Below are 20,402 nucleotides of genomic sequence, written 5' to 3'. Positions count from 1 at the left end.
GTGCCGCCTTCGCCTCGCCCGCTCTGCAGACCGCTTCGACGATGTGCTCGGCCGCGTCGCCCAGGGCGCACCCGCGGCGCTGGTCGCGCCGCCGGAGCGTACCCTCCGCGCGACGGCGGCAGGCGGCGGTTACCGGATCTCCGGCGAGCCGGCCATCGTCGAGTGGCTCGACCAGAGCGAGGACGTCGTCCTTCTCCTGCCCCTCCTGGAGGCGGGCGCGTGGCTGTGCGCCGTTGTGGGCCGCAGCAGCCTGGACGGCCGGAGCACCGCCGTGCCGAGCATCGACAACGAGCGCATGGCCCGCCTCGACCTGGACGGCTTCGAGTTCGCGCCCGGCTCCGCCCGGCTCGTCGAGGTACCGTCGGCCGCGGCGGAGAACGCCCTCGCCCGCGCGAACCTCCTGCGGGCGAGTTCGATGGTGGGCGGCTGCGAAGCGGTGCTGGAGCGCACGGTCTCCTACTCCCTCGAACGCGCCCAGTTCGGCCAGGTGATCGGTGCGTTCCAGGCGGTGCGCCACCACGTGGCGCGGATCGCCATCGCGGCCGACGCCGCGCGGCTGGCGTGCAACGACGCGCTGGCCCGCGCGGACATGGGGGAGGACACGACCGCGATCGGGGCCGTGGCGCTGTTCGCCGCCGGCCGGTCGTACACGAGCGCCGTGCTGACCGCCGCGCAAGTCCACGGCGGTGTCGGCACCACGATCGAGCATGTGCTCCACCACCACTTCCGGCGCGCGAAGGCCATGCAGCTGCGCTCAGGGAAGCCGGCCGCCCGGCTCAGGGAGATCCACCGGGCCCTGGTGGTGCGCCACGAGGGCAGCCTGTGGTGACCGCGCCGGACCCGCCCGCCGGACCGTGCACGAGGAGGAACGATGGGGCGTGAGCACAGCAGGGTCGCCGTGGTCACCGGCGGCGGCCGCGGGCTCGGCCGTGCCATCGCGCTTCGGCTGGCCGCGGACGGCGCCGACGTGGCGGTTCTCGCCCGCTCGCTCGCCGAAGTGGAGGCCGTCGCGGACGAAGTTCGGTCGTGCGGTGTACAGGCGCTCGCGCTCCGAACCGACGTCACCTCGACGCAGGACGTCCAAGAGGCCCGCGAAGAGATCGAGGGCCGGCTCGGAGCGGTCAGCGTCATCGTCAACAACGCCGGGACCGTGCTGTACAAGCCTTTCGTCCCGCTGCCCGGCAAGCAGGCCTTGCTGCCCGGCTGGGAGCAGCCGATCACCGACCAGGAATGGGACGACATCCTCGCCGTCCATCTCGGAGGTGCCATCCGGTTGTTGCGCGCGTTCGGTCCCGGGATGCTCGAGCGCCGCCATGGGCGCGTCGTGAACATCGCATCCAACGTCGTGCGGCGCACTGTTCCGTACACCATCGCCTACGACACGGCCAAAGGCGGCCTTGTGCAGTTGACCCGCTCTCTGGCGCGCGAGTGGGGCCGCTACGGGGTCACGGTGAACGCGGTGGCGGCCGGCCACTTCGAGACGGCGATGAGCAAGCCCCAGTTCGAGGATCAGGAGACGCAGAAGGCGATGCTCCGCCGGGTGCCCGTCGGCCGTGCCGGCGAGGTGGAGGAGCTCGCCGCGCTCGTGGCGTTCCTTGCCGGAGACGCCGGCGGCTTCATCACCGGCGAGACCGTCGGCATCGACGGCGGCGAGACGCTCTGACCCCTACGGCCGCCGCCCGCCCGGCGTCCGGCGGCGCCGCTCGGGACGGACGGCCCGCCGCAGGGCTCCGAGGACGAGCGCGATCTCCCCGCTTGATCCAAATAACCATCCTCCTAGTTGAATATCCTGCCCAGCGGCCGGGAGGGCTCGGGATGAGTGGCCGGAGACTCGTGAGCAGCAGGTGAGCAGCCGTTCTTCGCAGGAGGTTGACGCGGCTTCCAGTGGTGCCTACATTACCAACCAGATGGTTGAGTACGACTGATCGGAGAGCGTAGATGAAGGACTGGCCGTACGACGTCTTCCCGACCGGCTGGTACCAGATCGGGTACACGGCCGAGCTGGCCGCGGGCGATGTGCGCCCGGTGAAGTACTTCGACCGGGAGCTCGTGCTGTTCCGTACGCAGGAAGGCGAGGTGGCACTGCTCGACGCCTACTGCGCCCACCTCGGAGCGCACCTGGGGTACGGCGGCACGGTGAAGGGCGAGTGCATCGAATGCCCCTTCCACGGCTGGCTGTGGACGCGAGAGGGCTCCCTGGCGCAGATTCCCTACGCGCCGGGCGAGGCGCGCCGCGTCAAGCTCGACGCGTGGCAGACGCGGGAGATCGACGGTCTCATCCTCGTCTGGTACGACTCGTTCGGCCGCGACCCCTGGTGGGAGTGGCCCGGTATCCGGGAGTTCAAGGACACCGCCGGCTGCTACCCGATCTACCCGCAGGGCGCCGACCACATCGGCATCAGGAAGATCATCCCGCAGTCCCCGGTCGAGAACACCCCGGACTACTACCACTTCATGTGGGTCCACGGTGCCGGCCAGCCGGGCAAGCCGCTGCTGTGGGAGGAGGACGGCCACTTCCTGCACACCCGCATCGGGTTCGTGTTCGGGCACGGCAAGACGTCGACCTGGCTGACCCCCGACGGCCCGGTCACCGGCGAGATCGAGACCGAGGCGTGGGGCCTCGGCCTGTCGAACGCCCGGTTCGTGCTCGACGACTTCGTGACTTCGCAGCTCACCGCCGCGACGCCGGTCGACCGGGAGCACTCGCAGCTCTTCGACACGATCACCTGCACCCGGGAGCCGGGCAGCGACGCTCCGGAACCGACCGGCACGGCGGCCCGCATGCTGGAGTTCCAGAAGGGCCAGATACGCCAGGACTTCGCGATCTGGGAGAACCAGCGGTACGTCGAGCACCCGCCCTTCGCCGGAGGCGAAGAGGAGCACTACGCACGGTTCCGCCGCTGGTCGCGACAGTTCTACGAGAACGCGCCGGAGCCGGCGCGCGAGCCCGAGCCGGCTTGAGGGCGCGTCCCGCGCGAGGGCGCGGCGGCGGCCCGCCGCCGCGCCGCCTCGGACCGCCGTCAGCGGCCCTTGAAGACGGGCGCGCGCTTCTCCCGCAGAGCCGCGAACGCCTCGGCGGTGTCCTCGGCGGCCATGTTGGCCGCCGCCGCCGTCGCCTCGCGGTCCAGTGCGTCGTCGAAGCCGATCGTGGAGGACTGGTTGAGCAGGTCCTTCGTCAGGGCCATCGCGATGGGCGGGCCGTCCGCGAGCCGCCGCGCGAGGCGCGTGGCGGCCGCGTCGAGCTCTTCGGGAGCGACCACCTCCGCGGCGATTCCGAGGCGCGCGGCCTCGTGCGCGTCGATGATGTCGCCGAGCAGCGCCAGCCTCTTGGCCGTGTGCAGGCCCACGATTCGCGGCAGGAGCCACGAGCTGCCGAAGTCGGGGGACAAGCCGCGCTTGACGAAGACCTGGCCGAACTTCGCGGCGGTCGACGCGACGACGAGGTCGCATCCGAGGGCCAGGCTCATGCCGGCACCGACCGCGTGGCCGTTGACGGCGGCTATGCACGGCTGCGGCATCCGGTGGAGCACGCGAGCGGTCTCGTTGATCCGCCGCATGAGGACGATGGGCGGCACCTGCGGGCCGTCGGACGGGAGGAAGGCGCCGGCGCAGAAGGCGGTGCCCTCGCCGGTCAGCACGACCGCCCGCTCGCCCGGGGACGCCGCGATGGAGGCGAGGACGTCGCGCAGCTCGGCGAACTCCTCCGGCGTGAGGGCGTTGCGGCGTTCGTGCGCCGCCAGGGTGACGCGGGCGATCCCGTCCGCGCTCTCGAACTCGATGCTCATGCGGGCATCGTAGCTGACCGACTTGTTGGTTGGTTATAATCGCCGTCAGGCACGGCGACGCCACGGCTCGGCGCGGAGCCGCCGGCGCATGGACGGCCGTCACGCCGGCGGCCCGGGAGGACAATCGATGAAGACGGCGATCGGAACGCGGCAGCTCGAGTTCCTCGCGGAGTTGCGCGCCTACCTCGACGGACTCGAGCCCGAGCTGATCGAGGCGGCCCGGGCGGAGAACACCGAGGATCCCATGCAGCCGCGCGAGCACGGCAGGCGCTTCCTCAAGCGGCTGGGCGCGGACGGCTGGCTCGGAATCTCCTGGCCGCGCGAGTACGGAGGTCAGGGCCGGACGCCGATCGAGCAGTGGCTCTTCGCGGAAGAGCTCTATGACCGCCGCCTCCCGAACGGGCTGCTGACGCTCAACTCGATCGGCCCAACGCTGATGCTGATGGGCACCGACGGGCAGAAGGCGGACTTGCTGCCGCGCATCCGCGGCGGTGAACTCGAGTTCGCCATCGGTTACAGCGAGCCGGACGCGGGCAGCGACCTGGCGGCGTTGCGCACGCGGGCGGTCCGCGATGGGGACCATTACGTGGTCAATGGGCAGAAGATCTGGACCACGGGCGCGTCGGTGGCGACCCACCTCTGGCTGGCGGCGCGGACCGGTGCCCAGGAGGCCAGGCACCGGGGGGTCAGCCTGTTCATCGTCCCGATGGACGCCCCGGGGATCAGCGTTACGCCGATCATTACCCAAGGGGGCGAGCGCACCAACGCCGTCTTCCTCGACGACGTGCGCGTTCCGGCGTCAGCGATGATCGGTGAGGAGAACGGCGGCTGGGAGGCCGTCACGGCCGCGCTGAACTTCGAGCGGATGTTCTACCACAACGAGGCCAGGTGGGAGTTGCGCCAGCTCGAAGAGTGGGCCTCCGCCCGCGGGCTCCTGGACGGCGACGACGCCGAGGCCCACATGCTTCAGGTGGTGATGGGCGAGCACGCCGTCGATGTCGAGATCTGCCGTCTGTTCGCGCTGCGCGGTGCGCGCATGCTCGCCGCGGGGAAGGTGCCTTACGCCGAGGCCTCGATGAACAAGATCTGGTGGGGGGAGTTGCGCCAGCGGATCTGCGACACCGGCCTGGACCTGAGCGGCGAGGAGGGCGCGATCGCGACGGGATCGGAGTACGCCCCTGCGCACGGCCATCTGGAGCACGGCCTGCAGTCGTCGCCGGTGTGGCGGTTCGGCGGCGGCACCAACGAGATCCAGCTCGACATCATCGCCACCCGGGGCCTGGGCCTGCCGCGGTGATCAGGAGCCCTCAGACCGTGACGCGGCCGTGAGGGCCCGGCGGGTCGGGAAGGAAGCGTGCCGCCTTCCCGACCCGTTCCGTCCGGGGGCGAGGTCCGGGTCAGATGTCGGGCGTTGCCAGCGCTTCGGTGGGGATCGTCCACTCGGAGGTGTCCATGATCCGGCCGAGGTTCGCGGCGATGTCCTCGACCGTGGCTCCGGGATTCCTGTATCCGGCGGTCTGGATGATCAGGTCGCGGGCGTAGTTCCCGGCGGCCGCGAAGAAGATCTCGCCCGTGACCGCGCAGGACTCGTGGCAGAGGTAGCCGACCATCTGCGCCACCCGGTCGGGGGACATCGCCGCGTGCAGCTCCGCGGGCAGTGCCGCGGAGGTCATGTCGGTGGCGGCGCCCGGGGAGACGATGTTGACCTTGATGTTCTTCCGTGCGCCCTCGATGGCGAGCGTCCGGCCGAGGCCGACGAGGCCGGCTTTCGCGGAGGAGTAGTTCGCCTGGCCGAAGTTGCCGAACAGGCCGGCGACGGACGTCGTCATGACCACGCGCCCGTACTGCCGCTCCGCCAGGTGCGGCCAGGCCGCCTGGGTGAGCCGGAAAGAGCCGAGCAGGTGCACGTCCAGGACGGCCCGCAGTTCCTCCTCCGACATCTTGGCGAACGACCGGTCCCTGACGATCCCGGCGTTGTTGACGACGATGTCCACTCGCCCGAACGCTTTGAGGGCGGTCTCCACCGCCTCCGTGCCGGCGCCCGGTTCGGCGATGGAGGCGTCGAAGGCGATCGCGGTGCCTCCCGCTTCGCTGATCTGCTCGCAGACGACCGCCGCGGGCGTGCGCCCGTCCTCGCCCGGGCGGTCGATGTCGTTGACGACGACCGCGGCGCCGCGCGAGGCGAGCAGCCGCGCGTGGGCGCGCCCCAACCCGGCTCCGGCTCCGGTCACGATCGCCACCCGGTCGTCGTAACGCAGTTCCTCGGTCACCGAACCTCCTCGAGATGTGGTGAGCACACTATAGCCAACCAAACGGTTGGCTTGATAGTGTCGGTTTCATGCAGAGTGCCGTGATCGTCGACGTCGTCCGCACGCCCCGGGGGAGGGGCAAGCCCGGCGGCGCGTTGTCCGGGATCCATCCGCAGGAACTGCTCGCCGGGGTGCTCGGTGAACTGGAGAAGCGGACCGGGCTGGACCCGGCCGATGTCGAGGACGTGCTCACCGGCTGCGCCAACGCCGTCGGAGACCACGGCGACTGCATCGCCCGGCTGTCGGTGCTGGCCGCGGGCTGGCCACAGCACGTGCCCGGCCTGACGATGAACCGGTTCTGCGGTTCCGGCCAGCAGGCGGTGAACACGGCCGCGATGATGATCGCCGCCGGGCAGGCGGAGACCGTGGTGGCCTCCGGCGTCGAGATGATGTCCCGCTATCCGGCCGGCGGAGCCCTCACGCTGGACGGCGGGAACGCGAAGCTGCGCTCCCGCCATCCGCTGGTTCCCCAGGGCATCTCCGCCGATCTGATCGCGAGCCTCGACGGAGTCGGCCGCTCCGACGTCGACGCGTACGCGCTCGAGTCGCAGCGCCGGGCCGCCGCGGCCATCGCGGACGGCCGGTTCGCCGGATCGATGGCGCCGGTGCTGGCCGAGGACGGCTCCGTCGTCCTGGACCGCGAGGAACTCCCGCGGGCCACCAGCGCGGAGAGGCTGGCCGGGCTCCAGCCGTCCTTCGCGCGCATGGGCAGCGCGGTCCTGGAGGGCTACGACCGTTCCTTCGACGAGATGTGCCGGCAGGCGTACCCCGAGCTGGCGGTGGTCGATCACGTCCACCATGCGGGGAACTCCTCGGGCCTCGCCGATGGCGCCGCGGCGGTCCTCCTGACCAGCGAGGAGACGGCGCGTGAGCGCGGCTGGCGCCCCCGCGCCCGTGTGCTGTCCACGGCGAGCGTGGGCGCGGAACCGGTGATCATGCTGACCGCCCCCGCCCCGGCGACGTCCAGGTGCCTCGCGCGGGCCGGGATGACGATGGCGGACATCGACCTCTTCGAGGTCAACGAGGCGTTCGCGTCCGTCGTCCTGCGCTTCATGCGCGAGACCGGGGTGGACGCGTCGAAGGTGAACGTCAACGGGGGCGCCATCGCCCTGGGGCATCCGATCGGCGCGAGCGGCCCGATCCTGCTCGCGACCCTGCTGGACGAGCTGGAGCGCCGCGACCTGTCGACCGGCGTCGTCACGATGTGCACCGGCGGTGGCATGGCCACGGCCACGGTCATCGAGCGCATCTGACCGTCGCGCGATGGCGCGGCCCCGGGCCGGCGGGCGATGACGCACCGCCCGCCGGCCCGGGTCGTCAGAACGGATCGGGTAGTTCGAGAGCGGGCTCGGTCGCCGGTGCGGCGACGGTGAGGCGCGTTCGCCGCTCGACGAGGCCGAGGCCGGTGACGCCCGATCGGACGAAGACGAACGGCGCGCAGCTCCACACCGGCAGGCCCGGGGTGCTCGGGTCCGGCCGCAGGGCGGTCACCCGCTGCTCCGGGTCCCGGATCTCGGCCGCGGCGCCGGCGGGAGACGGGCCGCCGGCCGCCCAGGAGACCGTCCGCCCGAGCCGCTCGGACCCCGCGCTCCGCACCGCGAAATCGTGGACCGTCACCGCCCGGATGCGGCTGTTGTGGACGAGCGCCGCGGCGAGCCCGGTGGAGGCCGCGGTCACGAAGAGCGCCGACCCGTCCTGGAAGACCGCACGTGCCCGGCGGTCCCCGGGCGCGCCCGGGCCGTCGGCCGACCAGGCGGACCCTTCGACGCGATGGATCACACTGCCCACGGCCACCGAGCCGGCCCCTCGGGCCAGGGCCACGCGTTCTCCAGGTGCCGTTCCCGATTCCAGCACCAGGTGCCCGGAAGCCTGCTCGAAGGCGATGTCGATGGAGACCGGTACCGACGGTCCCGTGGCGGCTCCATCGTCGATCGGGCGGTCGGGGGCGGCCACCGGTACCGCCCGCGCCGACAGCCGCAGGCCGTACCGGCCGCCGGAGCCGCGGCTCCGGACGGCGAGTGCGGCCGGGGAGCCGCCGCCGAGCGCGGGATCGACCCAGAGCGCCCGGCCGGACGCCGGGAAGATGACGGCCCGCTCCAGTACGGGACGCTCGTCGCCGCGATAGGTCACGGCGACGACGGTGCCGGTGTCCGCGCACATGAAGACGAGGTCGTGGCAGGCCGTGATCGAGTCGTTCATCCGCTCACTATAACCAGCCGATTGGTTGACTACAACGACGGGCGGTCCTAAGCTCCTCGCATTACCAGGCTGTTCGCGGAGGTGTTTCGTGGCCCAGGAAGGCGCAGTCGGAAGGGATCCCTTCGATGCGGTCGGTCTCGAGATCCTGCGGTCCCGCCTGCAGGCGGTGGCCGAGGAAGGGGCGATCGCGATCGAGCGGACGGCGATCAGCACGGTGATCACCGAGTGCCGCGACTACTCCTGCACGCTGCTCGACGCCACCGGGGCGCTCATGGTGGCGGGCGGCGCGGTGACGCACCATTTCGGCGTCTGCCGGTACGCGGTGCAGGTGACCATCGAGACGCACGGCGACACGATCACGGAAGGGGACGTCTTCTTCGCCAACGACCCCTACAACGGCGGTGGCCTGCACGCCCAGGACGTCCTCGTGCAGATGCCGGTCTTCGTGGACGGGCGGCTCGTGGCCTGGGTGGTCAACTCTGGGCATGTGATGGACATGGGCGGCATGGTCTTCGGGTCGTGGACGCCGGAGGCGACCGACTGCTTCCAGGAGTCGCTGCGGCTGCCGCCGGTCCGGCTGTTCCAGGCGGGCGTCGAGCAGCGCGACATCTGGCAGGTGCTGCGCACCAACGTCCGCATCCCCGACGTCGTGGAGATGGACGTCCGCAGTCTGGTGGCGGGCTGCGAGGTGGCCGGAAACAAGCTCGCCGAGATCGCCGCGACGATCGGCGCCCAGGGCTTCGTCGACGGGACGGACCAGTTGCGGCGGCTCGCCGAGCGCGAGATGCGCCGCCGGATCTCCCAGCTCGCCGACGGCGTCTACCGCACCACCACCTGGACCGAATGGGGCGAGGAACTGTACGAGGTGCCCTGCGAGCTGACCGTCGCGGGCGACGCGATGACGTTCGACTTCACCGGTGCGCCGCCGCAGGCCACGCACTACTTCAACACGCGGCCGCACATCGTCGTCGCCGGCGTGGTGGCCGACCCGTCCGACGCGTTGACCTGGGACATCCCGCTGAACGAAGGCATGTTCGACCCCATCACGGTCATCTGCCCGCCCGGCACGATCGTCAACAGCTCGCCGCCGGCGCCGATCGCGTCCGCGCACTGCGACGTCGCCATGAACGCCGGCATGACCGCTGAGGCGTGCGTGATGCTCGCCATCGCGGCGTCGCCGGACTCGGAGGTCCGCCGGCTGCAGACCGGGCCGGTGGCGCACACCGCGATGGGCATCCAGACGTGGGCCTACACGACGCCCGACGGCCACCCCGACGGGTGGATGATGCTGGACGGCGCGATGGGCGGCGCCGCGGGGAGCATCGACCGCGACGGGACCGACATGTGGACCTTCATGGTGACGCGCAAGCCGATCATGGAGGCGATCGATGTGGAGATGCTCGAGGCCTTCTACCCCGTCCTCGTCGACTTCAAGAAGATCCGCAAGGGCACGTTCGGCGCCGGCGCCCACCGCGGCGGCGGAGGGTGTCACATGCGGTTCCGCCCGCACGGCGCGGAGGCCATCGTCGGCCAGCTGATCGGCATCAGGGAACGCCTGCCGCTCAACGGCTGGGCGGGTGGCGGGCCCGGCGCGGTGAACACGGTGATCCGCCACCGGGCCGACGGTTCGGCGGAGGAACTCCCGCCGAAGAGCAGCAACGTCACGATCGCCGCCGGTGAGAGCATCGAGTTCGGCCTGCCGTCCGGCGGCGGCTGGGGGGACCCCCTCGACCGCGATCCCGAGGCCGTGGCCCGCGACGTGCGGCAGCGCCGCCTGACGGAGCAGGAGGCCGGTCGCGTGTACGGCGTGATCGTCGACGGCGGCGTCGACCTGGCCGCCACGCGGGAGCGCCGGGCACGGATCCGGCTCGAGCGCCTTGCCGCCGCCGCACCGGCCGTGTCCCCGGTCACCGGCCCGGCTCGCCCCGGCGACCTCGATCTGGCGCCGGTGCCGCTCTTCCCCGGGGTCGAGCAGCGAGGGATGAGCGCGGTGGCGAGCGAGAGCGGCGCGGTCCTCGCGCATGCCCCCGGAGCCTGGACCGACGGTTGCCCCGTCATCGAGACGAAGGTGGTGGACGGGCTCGTCGAGCGGACGTATCTGGACCCCGCCGGCGGCCGGGCGCTGATGGCCGAGGTCGTCCCGGAGACCGCTCCGTGCAGCGTCGTGAGCCTGCCCGCCCGGTGGACCGGCGCGACCGTCCGAGCGTAGGCCGCCCGCCCCGGAAGACGCACAGCCGCGACCGCCCTGCTCTGCCGGGCGGTCGCGGCTGTACGGAGCCGAGCCGGCTATCGGGTCATCGAGACCGGACGGCCGTCGACCAGCCGATCGAGGACCTCGACGATGCCCAGGCCGCGGCGCCCGTCACCGAGGTGGAAGTCGTACGGCGAGTACCCGATCCGGGTCACCCCCTCCGAGGTTCCCTCCTCCGCTCGATGGTGCCGCAGCGGCACGAACCGCTCGGGCCTACGGGCGGTGGCGGTGAGCCGCAGGTCTCCCAATGCACTCTTGACCGGGCAGGACAGGCGGCGGCAGAAGCCGTCGCCGGTCCACTCCATCGTCACCTCGCCGAGCTCCGCCTCGTACGCCACCCCTCCCGAGGCGACCGCGGCGCGCAGCGTCATGCCCCCGTCGGGCCGGGCGACCTGCAACCCCATGACGGCGAGCCCGTCGTCGAACGAGGCGGAGATCCACCGGTAGTACAGCGGTCCGGCCCAGTCACGCGGTCCCCAGGAGTGGTCGCGCAGCCCGCCGCCCTTGATCCGGTACTCCCGGTCGTTGACGCGCAGGACGCCGTCCAACCGGATGAACTGCTCGTAGTGGCCCAGGGCCATGCTCTCTTCGAGCACGTTGGCCGGATCGTCCCCGCCGGCCCCGAAGGAGTCGCCGTTGCCGGTGACCGCCAGGTCGAGGCGCACGTCCGCGACCGGCGCCTCGCGGAACGCCCGCCCCGGGTCCGCCAGCACCCGCGGGTCGGAGAAGACCGACACCGAGTCCTCGAAGGTCAGCCGCTGCCTGCGGTGCGGCTCCTGGATCTCGATCTCGATCGGGCCCACCGCGAGCGCGTCCGCTCCGGTCTCGCCCACCCGCCTGAACGTCATCAGCGTCTCGCCCTCCGGCAGGAAGAGCAGCGCCGTCGCCTGCCCGGCCGGCCGGTTCGGCTGCACGGCGATGCGCAGCCAGCCGACGACCCCGGAGTCCGGCGAGGTGAAGTTGTAGTAGGTGGACTCGTTGTAGGCGGGCGTCTCGTCCGGCGTGTGCCGGTACTCGTGGACGGGGTCGATGGACTCGACGAACATGGACATGGGTTCCCCTTCGGTGCTCTCGTGTTACGTCCGAGGCTCGTCCCAGGTGACGTGGGACGCCCGGGCCTCGGCTTCGAGGGCCTCTCCGCCGGAACCGTCGCGCGCGATCGTGTAAAGGTCGCGGATGCGGCGCGCCGTCTCCGGATCGGTCCGCGCGATCAGGCCGGCGAGTTCGACGGCGCGGTCGATGAGCCGATCGTGGCGGACCACTTCGTTGAGCAACCCGATGCGCAGTGCGGTCCCGGCGTCGACGAACGATCCCGTGAGGGAGATCTGGCGTGCCCATGCCTGACCCACGGCCTGCGGCAGCCGGGCCGCCATGCCCCAGGCGGGCGTGAAGCCCAGCCGCGCGTGGGTGTCGGCGAAGCGCGCCAGCTCGCTGCCGATCCGGAAGTCGCAGGCCAACGCGAGTTCGAGGCCGCCGGTGACCGCCGCGCCGTTCACCGCGGCGATGACGGGGACGGGCGCCGTCCGCAGACGCCGGATCGCGTCCGGCGGGAAGTCGTCTCCCGCCGCTATGCCGTCGAGGTCGACACCGGCGCAGAAGGCCGGATCGGTTCCGGTGAGCACGACGGCACGGGTCGCGGGTTCGTCGAACCACGCTCGGAGCAGCGCGTCCAGTTCGGTCAGCAGAGCGGCCGACAGCGCGTTGTTCTTGGCCGGCCGGTTGAGCGACAGCATGACCACACCGGCGGCCGGGCGGTCGACCACCATGAGGGGGCCGGCGTCTGTGGGACGCGCGGCCCGGTCCGCCTCGTCCGTCACGTCGCCGCGCTCAGGTGCAGCGTGCGCAGCGAGTCGACCGAGGCGATCTGGCCCTCGGGGACCCACACCGTGGTGTCCGGCGCGTCGACGAGTGCGGGTCCGGCCAGCTGGTGTCCGGGGCGCAGGTCGGCGCTGTTCACGACCGGCACGCGCAACGGGGGCCGCTGCTGGGAGACGTGGACGGGCCGGTACCTGCTGATCGGCGCGGCATCCGCGGTCTGGGCGGTGTCCGCGGTGAGAGTCGCGCGGACGGTCCGGCCCGTGCCCACGGCGTGCAGCGTCACGATCTCCACGGGCGCCCCGGACACGATGGCGCCCCTGCCGTACCTGGATTGGTACTCGGCACGGAACCGTTCGAGATGCTCGGCCTGGTTCGCGGCGTCGAAGCCGCCGGTCCACGGTATTTGCAGCTCGTGCTTCTGCCGGCTGAAGCGCATGTCGGCGACGAGTTCGACGTGCATGGCGTCCGCGCCGATGCCGTCGGCGGCCAGGTCCGCGCGGACCTCGGCGGTGAGCCGGTCGGCGACCTCGGCCAGCGGTTCGGCCGCGGCCGGGACGACCGCGGTGACGGAGCGGCTCCGCTCGCGTCGCACATCGGAGGTGGCCGCACCGAAGGCCGACATGACGGACGCGAGATCGGGAATGAGCACGCTCCGCAGCCCGAGCTCCTGGGCCAGTGGAGCGCTGACGAGGGCGCCGCAGCCGCCCATGCTGATGAGGGAGAACCCGCGGGGGTCGCATCCGCGCTCGGCGAACCGTGCGCGCAGTGCTCTGACCATGGTCGCCTTGGCCACCTCCCAGATGCCCCATGCCGTCTGGAGGGCGTCCATGCCGAGTTGCGCGCCGAGCCGGGCGCAGGCCTTCAGCGCGGCGTCGCCGTCCAGGACCATGTCGCCGCCGAGGAACATGTAAGGATCGATGTAGCCGAGGACCACGAGGGCGTCGGTGACCGTGGGGTCGGTGCCGCCCCGCCCGTAGCAGGCCGGGCCCGGCTGCGCGCCCGCCGAGCGAGGTCCGACCCGGAGGATCCCGAGCGCGTCCGCCCAGCCGACGGATCCGCCGCCCGCGCCGACGGAGTCGATGTCGATCATCGGCAGCGCGGTCCAGACGCCCATCAGCTCGCCGCGGTTGCGCCGGGTCGGTTCGCCCGCCGAGATGAAGGACACGTCGAATGACGTGCCCCCCAGATCCGCGGTCACCGCGTCGGTGACGCCGGTGGCGGCGCAGAAGGCCAGTCCCGCGACGACCCCGGCGGCGGGCCCGGACTCGGCCAGCGTGGCGGGCGCGCCGTGGCCCTGCGCGACCGAGATGGACCCGCCGCCGGAGTGGACCAGCAGCGGCGGGTTCGGCAAACCGAGTGCCACGAGGTCCTCGACGAGCGTCTCGACCCCGGCCAGGGCTCCGGAAGTGTAGGCGTTGAGCAGCGCGAACTGCGTCCGCTCGAACTCACGGACCACCGGCAGGAGTTCGGCGCCGGAGAACACCTGGACGCCGGGGAACGCGGCCCTGAGCAGTTCGGCCGCGGCCCGTTCGTGCGCGTCGTTCGCGCACGACCACAGGAACGAGACGACCAGCGCCTCGGCGCCGTGGCCGTGCACGAGATGCCGGCCGGCGGCCTCGACCTCGCCCGCGGCCAGACCGGTGATCACCGTGCCGGTGCGGTCGATCCGCTCGGTGACGCCCACGATGCGCTCGGGATCGATGAGGCCGGCGGGCGGCATCAGCCAGCCGTCGCCCGACGGCACGCGCAGCGCCTTGGCGATGGGGACGAGATCCTCGAACCCGGCCGTGGTGACCAGGCCGATCCGCCGGCCGGTGCGCGAGGCGATCGCGTTGGTGACCGCGGTGGTGCCCAGTCCGAACCGGGCGACGTTCGGAAGCAGGGCCTCCAGCGTCGTGTCCGCGGCCGCCGCGACGAGCCGGCAGGCGTCCAGGACTCCGCGGCCCAGGTCGCCCGGCGTGGTCGCCGCCTTGGCCCGCCACACGTGCGCGCCGTCGGAGAGCACCACATCGGTGAACGTTCCGCCAACGTCGACGCCGATGCACGTGGCACCCGTCATCATCCTCACCACCGTGTCAGAGTCGGGCGATCTCGGATCACCTATTCTCAACTGAATGGTCGATTAAAGCAAGAAGTCGGATGGCGGCCCAGTGATGCACTCCTCGGGCTTGCGGCAGGTCGCACCGGCTTTATCGGGTCGAGCATTGACGTCCGCCCGCGACATTGCTAGCTTCCCCAGCCAACTGGTTAGTCGGTGACGCCAAGGTGCTCGCTGATCGCCGAGGGGAGCGGATCGCGATCGCCGCGCCATCGAGTCCTACCTGACCGGTCAGTTGGGTCATGTCCCGACGGTGAGAGGAACACCCGTGAGGCGAACGACCACCCCATTCCTGGCCTGCGCACTGATCGCGGCCCTCGCCACGGCCTGCGGTAACTCCGAATCCGGGGCCGGCTCCGCGGCGGCGGACTCCCCTGTGACGATCATGGTGTCCGGCACGCTGTCGAGCCCGAACCTGTCCTACCCGCAGGCCGCGACCGGCGCGCTGGCGGCGGCACAGGCCATCAACAAGGCGGGCGGTGTCGACGGCCACCCGATCAAGGTCGTCCAGTGCAACGACCAGCTGAACCCGTCCACCGCGCTCGCCTGCGTGCGGAAGGCGGCACAGCAGCGCGTGGTCGCCATGGTGGGGGGCATCGACCTGTTCACCGCCCAGCTCTGGCCCACGCTCAAGGCCGCGGGCATCCCCTGGGTAGGTCTGGACGTGATCTCGGCCGACCAGGCCACGAACGCGATGTCCTACCCGATGACCGGCGGGACCGTGACCGGCTTCTACCAGGCCGGACGGCTGGCCGTGCAGAAGGGCGGCAAGAGGGTCGCCATCGTCAAGCACGAGAACCCGCAGTCGGCCTTCGTGGCCGGCCTCATCTCCGCGGGAGTGGCGGCCGCCGGGGGCACGGTGGCCGGCCAGGTCGTCTCCAAGATCGGCAACTCCGACCCGTCGCCCGCCGCCGCCCAGGCCACCGGCAAGAAGCCCGACGCGATCGCCTGCGCCTGCAACGCCGGGGACGGTGCGCGCATCCTGAAGGCGGTCCGGCAGGCCGGGTTCTCCAAGCCCTTCGCCGCCGGATACCCGACGCTGCTCGACACCGACATCCAGAGCCTCGGCCCGCTGGCCGACAACACCTACACGCCGAGCGACATCGCCGACCCCGGCGATCCGAAGGCGTCGATGTTCTTCACGCAGATGCAGGCGCAGGACCCGAAGGCCAGGCGGGACGGCATCTCCGCCGGCGCCTGGCTCGGCACGTACGCGATCGCCCAGCTGCTCAAGGGCCAGTCCTCGCTGACCAGCGCCACACTGGTCCGCCGGCTCAACACGGCGCCGGCCATCGACACCCACGGACTCACCGGCGGATCGATCAGCTTCGCCAAGCCCGGAGTCCTGCCCCAGTACCCGCGGATCGCCGACCCGTACGTCATCGACTACGGGGTGACGAACGGCAAGCGGACCCCGGTCACCAGGTCGTTCGTCAGCGTCTACGGCGGGGCATAGGAGGCGGGCGGTGGCGACGGCGCGCAACGAACCGGCCGGCGGAGACGACCCGTCGCCCGCCCAGGTCGTCCTCCAGACGACGGCGCTGGCGGTCGGCTACCAGGACCTTCAGGTCGTCCAGGGCATCGACCTGGCCGTCCGGAAGGGAAAGATCACGGCCCTCCTCGGGGCCAACGGCTCCGGCAAGACCACGGTGCTGCGCACGGTCGTCGGACTCCAGCGCCCGCTGGGCGGCGAGATCCGGCTGTTCGGCGAAGTGACGCGAGCGGCACTGCACGCCCGCGCCCGCGCGGGACTGGGCTACATCGCCGAGAACCGGTCGCTGATCCCCGCCCTCACCGTCCGCGACAACCTCCGGCTAGCCAAGGTGGACACTGCCGCCGTCGTGGCCCTCGCGCCCCCGTTGGAGAAGCTGCTGAGCCGCCGGGCGGGACTGCTGTCCGGCGGCGAGCAGCAACTCCTGAGCGTCAGCCGGGCGCTCGCCAGGCGCCCCCGCCTCCTGGTCGTCGACGAGTTCTGCCAGGGGCTGGCGCCGCTGGCCGCGGAAACGGTCTCGGCCCTGCTCCGCCGGGCCGCGGAAGCCGGAACGGCCGTGCTGCTCGTTGAGCAGGTGCTCCAACGGGCGCTGGCACTGTCCGACCGGTTCCTGGTCCTGCGCCAGGGCGCCGTCGCCCTGGCGGGCCCCTCGGCCGACTACCGGAACCGGACAGAGGAGATCGAACGGCTGACGATCGCCACCGACGACAGCGCGAGGCTGCCATGAACGTTCTGCTCTACGCGATCATCGGCCTGGGCGGCGGCGCGATCTACGGACTGCTCGCCCAGGGGATCGTCGCGGTCTACCGCAGCTCCGGCGTGCTCAACTTCGCGCAGGGCGCCATCGCGATGGCCGGCGCGTACGTGTTCGTCGACCTGCACACCCGTCTCTCCATCCCGGCCGCCGCGTCCGTCGCCATCGTGACCGCGCTCGCCGCCCTTTTCGGCGTGCTCTTCCACTTCCTCGTGATGGCGCCCATGCGCCGGGCGTCGGCCCTGGCGCGGGTAGCGGCCACCCTGGGCCTGTTCATCACCCTGCAATCGGCGGTGGCCCTGCACTACGGCACCGACAGCCGGCTCGTGCACAGCTACCTGCCCAGCTCCGCCGTCCACCTGTGGAGCGGTGCGGCGGTCGGCGTGGACCGGCTCATCCTCGTGGCCATCGCCATCGTGGTGACGGCGATCGCCTGGTACGCCTACCGGTTCACCCAGTTCGGCCGGCTGACCACGGGGGTGTGGCACGACCCCGACGCGGTCGCGGCGCTCGGCGGCTCGCCCCGGCTCGTCGCGGCCGCGAACTGGGCGGTCGGCAGCGGGCTGGCCGGGCTCTGCGGCTGCCTCATCGTCCCGTTGACCGGTCTGCAGACCGAGACGCTGCCCATGCTCGTGGTGCCGGCCGTCGCGGCGGCCATCGCCGGCGGGTTCTCCTCCTTTCCCGGTGCCCTGGCCGCCGGCCTGCTGCTCGGGGCCGCGGAGTCCGTCGTCGGCAACTACATCTCCACTCCGGGCTGGCCGCAGGCGGTCCCCTTCCTCGGGATCGCCGCCCTGTTCGTGGCGCGCGGCCGGAGCCTGCCGGTGCGCGCCGAGATCCAGGAGGCCCTGCCGAAGGTCGGCCGGGCCGCCTTCGGACGCACCGGAGTCCTGGGGGCCGTCGCGGCGCTGTTCCTGGCCGCCCACCTCGGACCGGCGTCCTGGGTCGGCCCGGTCACCACGACGAGCATGGTCGCCATCGTCGGGCTCTCGATCGTCCTGGTCACCGGGTACGCGGGCCAGCTGACCCTGGCGCCGTACGCGCTCAGCGGCATAGGCGCGCTGCTGGCGGCCAACGCCGCCCACTCCTGGGGCTGGCCGCTCGTTCCCAGCCTGCTCGCCGGAGGACTCACGGCCGTCCCGGCCGGGCTCCTGGTCGCCATCCCCGCCCTGCGCACGCGTGGCGCCAGCCTGGCCGCCATCACCCTGGCCCTCGGGGTCGTCGTCAACGATGTCGCGTTCAACAACACGGACTGGACCGGCGGCTTCACCGGGCTGACGACCGGGCCGCTGTCGGTCTTCGGCTGGTCGGTGGACACGGCGCTGCACCCCGTCCGGTACGCCGACCTGGTGCTGGTGATCCTCCTGCTGGTCGGGCTGCTGATGGTCCACATCCGCAAAGGGGCCTTCGGCCGCCAGCTCCTGGCCGTGCGGGGCAACGAGCGCGCCGCCGCCTCCATCGGCATCAGCGTCCGGTCGGCCAAGCTGGTCGCGTTCTCCCTCGCCGCGTTCATCGCCGGGCTCTATGGCGTCCTGGCCTCGTTCCAGACCGGCGTCGCCACCTTCACCGGCTTCGGCGCGTTCAGCTCCATCCTGCTGGTCGGCACCGTCGTGCTGGGCGGCGTCGGCTACGGCGGCGGTGCCGTCATCGGCGGGGTCATCGCCACCGGCGGCATCGTGTCCACCTGGCTCGGCTTCACCGGCATCGCCGACTACCTGCCATTGATCAGCGGTTTGGCGCTCATGCTGACCCTCGTCATGCAGCCGAGCGGGATCGTCCCCGAGACGTTCGCGGCCTGGCGGCGGATCGGCGCCCTGCTCGCCGAGCGCTTCCCGTCCGCGATGCGGCCGCGTCACCGCCGCGCGGTCTCGCACGAGGCGGCCGAGCCGGAAAAGGCGGTTGCGCGCGTGCGCCCCCTCGGACTGCGGGTCGAGGATCTCGGCGTCCGGTTCGGTGAGGTCCGGGCCGTCGAGGAGCTGTCGCTGACCGTGCGGCCCGGGGAGATCCTCGGACTCATCGGCCCGAACGGCGCGGGCAAGACCACGGCGATCGACGCCATCTCCGGTCTCGTCCCGGCGCGCGGCCGGGTGTTCCTCGGAGACGAGGTCATCTCGGACCGGCCGCCGCACCGCCGCGCGGGCACCGGGCTCGCCCGGTCGTTCCAGGGCATCGAGCTGTTCGACGACCTGACGGTCGGCGAGAACGTCATGGTCGGGCACGAGGGCGGCCGGTTGGGCGGTCTGCTCATGGACCTGGTCCGGCCGGCCCGCAGCGAGCTGTCGGCGACCGGCCGGGCGGCGGTCGGCCTCTTCGGGCTGGAGCGGTGCTCCGCCGACATGCCGGGCGAGATCTCCTTCGGCCTGCGCCGCCTCGTCGGGATCGCCCGAGCCGTGGCAGGGGCGCCCTCGGTCCTGCTCCTCGACGAACCGGCCGCGGGCCTCGGGCCGGGGGAGGTCCGGGAGCTCATCGTCCTGCTGCGCAGGCTCGCCCGCGAGTGGGGCATGGCCGTCGTTCTCGTCGAGCACCACATGGAGATGGTGATGACGGTCTGCGACCGCGTCCAGGTGATGAACCTGGGCCGGACCCTCGCGGTCGGCACGCCCCAGGAGATCGAGCGGCATCCGGCCGTCCGGGCGGCCTACCTGGGCGGCGGCGAGCCGTTGACGCCGGGGACGGTGCCGTCGTGACGCCGCGGCTCGCCGTGAGCATGACCGGCGCCGACGAGCGGCTGGACCAGGTCGGTGAGAGGGTCGAGGAGTTCACCGCGGCCGGGTACCGAGAGCTGTGGACGAGCGAGCTGACCGGTTCCGACGCCTTCGCCCCGCTGCTCGCGGCGGCGGTGGGCCGGCCGTGGCTGCGGCTCGGGACCGCGGTGGCCTCCGTCTTCACGCGCTCGCCGGGCCTGCTGGCGATGCAGTCGCTCAGCCTGGCCGAGTCCAGCACCGAGCCGGTCCACGTCGGCATCGGCGCATCGAGCGAGGCCGTGGTCGCCGGATGGCACGGCGTCCCGTTCCGTCGCCCGTACACGCGGGTCAGGGACACGGTGCGGTTCCTGCGCGAGGCGTTCGAGGGCGGCCGCGTCACCTTCCGCTCCGACAGTTTCGACATCGACGGCTTCCGGTTGGCGCGGACGCCGCCGCACCGGCCGCGCGTCCTGGTCGCCGCTCTGCGGGAGAAGATGCTGCGCCTGGCCGGAGCGGAGGCCGACGGCGCGGTCCTCAACTGGCTCAGCCCGGACGACGTCCGGAAGGTGGCGCCCCTCGTACTGGAGGGCAACCCGGACGCGGAGGTCGTCGCCCGGCTGTTCGTCGTCGCCGCCGGGGACCGCGAGTCCGCCCGCGAGTACGCCCGAAGGCATATCGCCGGCTATCTCAACTCCGGCGTCTACGCGGCCTACCATGCCTGGCTCGGCCGTGGGGACGTCCTGGAGCCCATGACGACGGCTTGGCGGGCCGGTGACCGCAAGGGCGCCCTGGCCGCCGTTCCCGACTCGCTGGTGGACGAGCTCTTCCTGATCGGAGACGAGGCGCAGATCCGGGCCGGCCTCGCCGATTACGTCCGTGCCGGCGTGACGCGTCCGGTGATCTCGGTCATCGGCCCGGACCCGGGGCCGGCCCATGCCACCTTGCTCCGGCTGGGACCGGCGGGGGGCGTTGACCAACAGCCGAGGTCAGCGCAGAATAACCAACTATAAAGTTG

16 protein-coding genes are annotated in these 20,402 nt (G+C 72.1%); 10 read left to right on the top strand and 6 right to left on the bottom strand.

Features of this window, described 5'->3' with window-relative positions; genetic code table 11:
- Positions 1–43 precede the first annotated feature (43 nt).
- The 3 genes from ACA514_RS00575 to ACA514_RS00565 all read left to right on the top strand — a co-directional run bounded on the left by ACA514_RS00575 (position 44) and on the right by ACA514_RS00565 (position 2,961).
- Positions 44–829, top strand: a complete 786-nt coding sequence (locus ACA514_RS00575; protein WP_375038947.1) for an acyl-CoA dehydrogenase family protein — start codon at positions 44–46, stop codon at positions 827–829.
- Positions 830–898: 69 nt separating this feature from the next.
- Positions 899–1,663, top strand: coding sequence for an SDR family NAD(P)-dependent oxidoreductase (locus tag ACA514_RS00570; protein ID WP_375038946.1), 765 nt, complete (start codon positions 899–901; stop codon positions 1,661–1,663).
- Between the two features lie 275 nt (positions 1,664–1,938).
- Positions 1,939–2,961, top strand: coding sequence for a Rieske 2Fe-2S domain-containing protein (locus tag ACA514_RS00565; RefSeq protein WP_375038945.1), 1,023 nt, complete (start codon positions 1,939–1,941; stop codon positions 2,959–2,961).
- A 59-nt stretch (positions 2,962–3,020) separates the two neighbouring features.
- Here the strand turns inward: ACA514_RS00565 and ACA514_RS00560 are convergent, their stop codons facing one another.
- Entirely contained in the window at positions 3,021–3,785 is a 765-nt protein-coding gene (locus ACA514_RS00560) for an enoyl-CoA hydratase/isomerase family protein (RefSeq protein WP_375038944.1), read from the bottom strand.
- Positions 3,786–3,912: 127 nt separating this feature from the next.
- Here ACA514_RS00560 and ACA514_RS00555 point away from each other — a divergent pair, with 127 nt between their 5' ends.
- Positions 3,913–5,082: an acyl-CoA dehydrogenase family protein gene (locus ACA514_RS00555; RefSeq protein ID WP_375038943.1), complete on the top strand. Its 1,170-nt coding sequence runs from the start codon at positions 3,913–3,915 to the stop codon at positions 5,080–5,082.
- 100 nt (positions 5,083–5,182) lie between these two features.
- Here ACA514_RS00555 and ACA514_RS00550 read toward each other — a convergent pair whose 3' ends face one another.
- Positions 5,183–6,055, bottom strand: coding sequence for an SDR family NAD(P)-dependent oxidoreductase (locus tag ACA514_RS00550; RefSeq protein WP_375038942.1), 873 nt, complete (start codon positions 6,053–6,055; stop codon positions 5,183–5,185).
- Positions 6,056–6,123: 68 nt separating this feature from the next.
- On the opposite strand from ACA514_RS00550, the gene ACA514_RS00545 reads away from it, so the two are divergent.
- Positions 6,124–7,347 carry an acetyl-CoA C-acetyltransferase gene (locus ACA514_RS00545; RefSeq protein ID WP_375038941.1) on the top strand — a complete coding sequence of 408 codons (1,224 nt, stop codon included), beginning with the start codon at positions 6,124–6,126 and terminating at the stop codon, positions 7,345–7,347.
- Between the two features lie 64 nt (positions 7,348–7,411).
- Here the strand turns inward: ACA514_RS00545 and ACA514_RS00540 are convergent, their stop codons facing one another.
- Entirely contained in the window at positions 7,412–8,293 is an 882-nt protein-coding gene (locus ACA514_RS00540) for a hypothetical protein (protein ID WP_375038940.1), read from the bottom strand.
- A gap of 88 nt (positions 8,294–8,381) precedes the next feature.
- Here ACA514_RS00540 and ACA514_RS00535 point away from each other — a divergent pair, with 88 nt between their 5' ends.
- The gene (locus tag ACA514_RS00535) at positions 8,382–10,502 is read left to right on the top strand and encodes a hydantoinase B/oxoprolinase family protein (protein WP_375038939.1); all 2,121 of its coding nucleotides are present in this window, start codon (positions 8,382–8,384) and stop codon (positions 10,500–10,502) included.
- Between the two features lie 77 nt (positions 10,503–10,579).
- Here ACA514_RS00535 and ACA514_RS00530 read toward each other — a convergent pair whose 3' ends face one another.
- From ACA514_RS00530 to ACA514_RS00520, 3 genes are read right to left on the bottom strand one after another with little or no spacing between them, the layout of a single operon-like run.
- Positions 10,580–11,596 (bottom strand): hypothetical protein, encoded by a 1,017-nt coding sequence (locus ACA514_RS00530; RefSeq protein ID WP_375038938.1) that lies wholly within the window; start codon positions 11,594–11,596, stop codon positions 10,580–10,582.
- 24 nt (positions 11,597–11,620) lie between these two features.
- Positions 11,621–12,361 carry an enoyl-CoA hydratase gene (locus tag ACA514_RS00525; RefSeq protein ID WP_375038937.1) on the bottom strand — a complete coding sequence of 247 codons (741 nt, stop codon included), beginning with the start codon at positions 12,359–12,361 and terminating at the stop codon, positions 11,621–11,623.
- Positions 12,358–14,421 (bottom strand): hydantoinase/oxoprolinase family protein, encoded by a 2,064-nt coding sequence (locus ACA514_RS00520; RefSeq protein WP_375038936.1) that lies wholly within the window; start codon positions 14,419–14,421, stop codon positions 12,358–12,360. Before ACA514_RS00520 ends, ACA514_RS00525 begins: the two co-directional genes overlap by 4 nt.
- Before the next feature lie 307 nt (positions 14,422–14,728).
- Here ACA514_RS00520 and ACA514_RS00515 point away from each other — a divergent pair, with 307 nt between their 5' ends.
- The 4 genes from ACA514_RS00515 to ACA514_RS00500 are packed head-to-tail and all read left to right on the top strand — an operon-like array spanning position 14,729 to position 20,397.
- Positions 14,729–15,916, top strand: coding sequence for an ABC transporter substrate-binding protein (locus tag ACA514_RS00515; protein WP_375038935.1), 1,188 nt, complete (start codon positions 14,729–14,731; stop codon positions 15,914–15,916).
- 10 nt (positions 15,917–15,926) lie between these two features.
- The gene (locus ACA514_RS00510; protein ID WP_375038934.1) at positions 15,927–16,679 is read left to right on the top strand and encodes an ATP-binding cassette domain-containing protein; all 753 of its coding nucleotides are present in this window, start codon (positions 15,927–15,929) and stop codon (positions 16,677–16,679) included.
- Entirely contained in the window at positions 16,676–19,390 is a 2,715-nt protein-coding gene (locus tag ACA514_RS00505; protein WP_375038933.1) for an ATP-binding cassette domain-containing protein, read from the top strand. Before ACA514_RS00510 ends, ACA514_RS00505 begins: the two co-directional genes overlap by 4 nt.
- Positions 19,387–20,397, top strand: coding sequence for an LLM class F420-dependent oxidoreductase (locus ACA514_RS00500; RefSeq protein ID WP_375038932.1), 1,011 nt, complete (start codon positions 19,387–19,389; stop codon positions 20,395–20,397). Before ACA514_RS00505 ends, ACA514_RS00500 begins: the two co-directional genes overlap by 4 nt.
- The last annotated feature ends 5 nt before the right edge of the window (positions 20,398–20,402 follow it).

This window comes from Actinomadura sp. NTSP31 (assembly GCF_041951385.1).
Classification (GTDB): domain Bacteria; phylum Actinomycetota; class Actinomycetes; order Streptosporangiales; family Streptosporangiaceae; genus Spirillospora; species Spirillospora napierensis.
The sequence above is the reverse complement of the archived record's forward strand: the minus strand, read 5'-3'. Positions and strand labels throughout refer to the sequence as shown.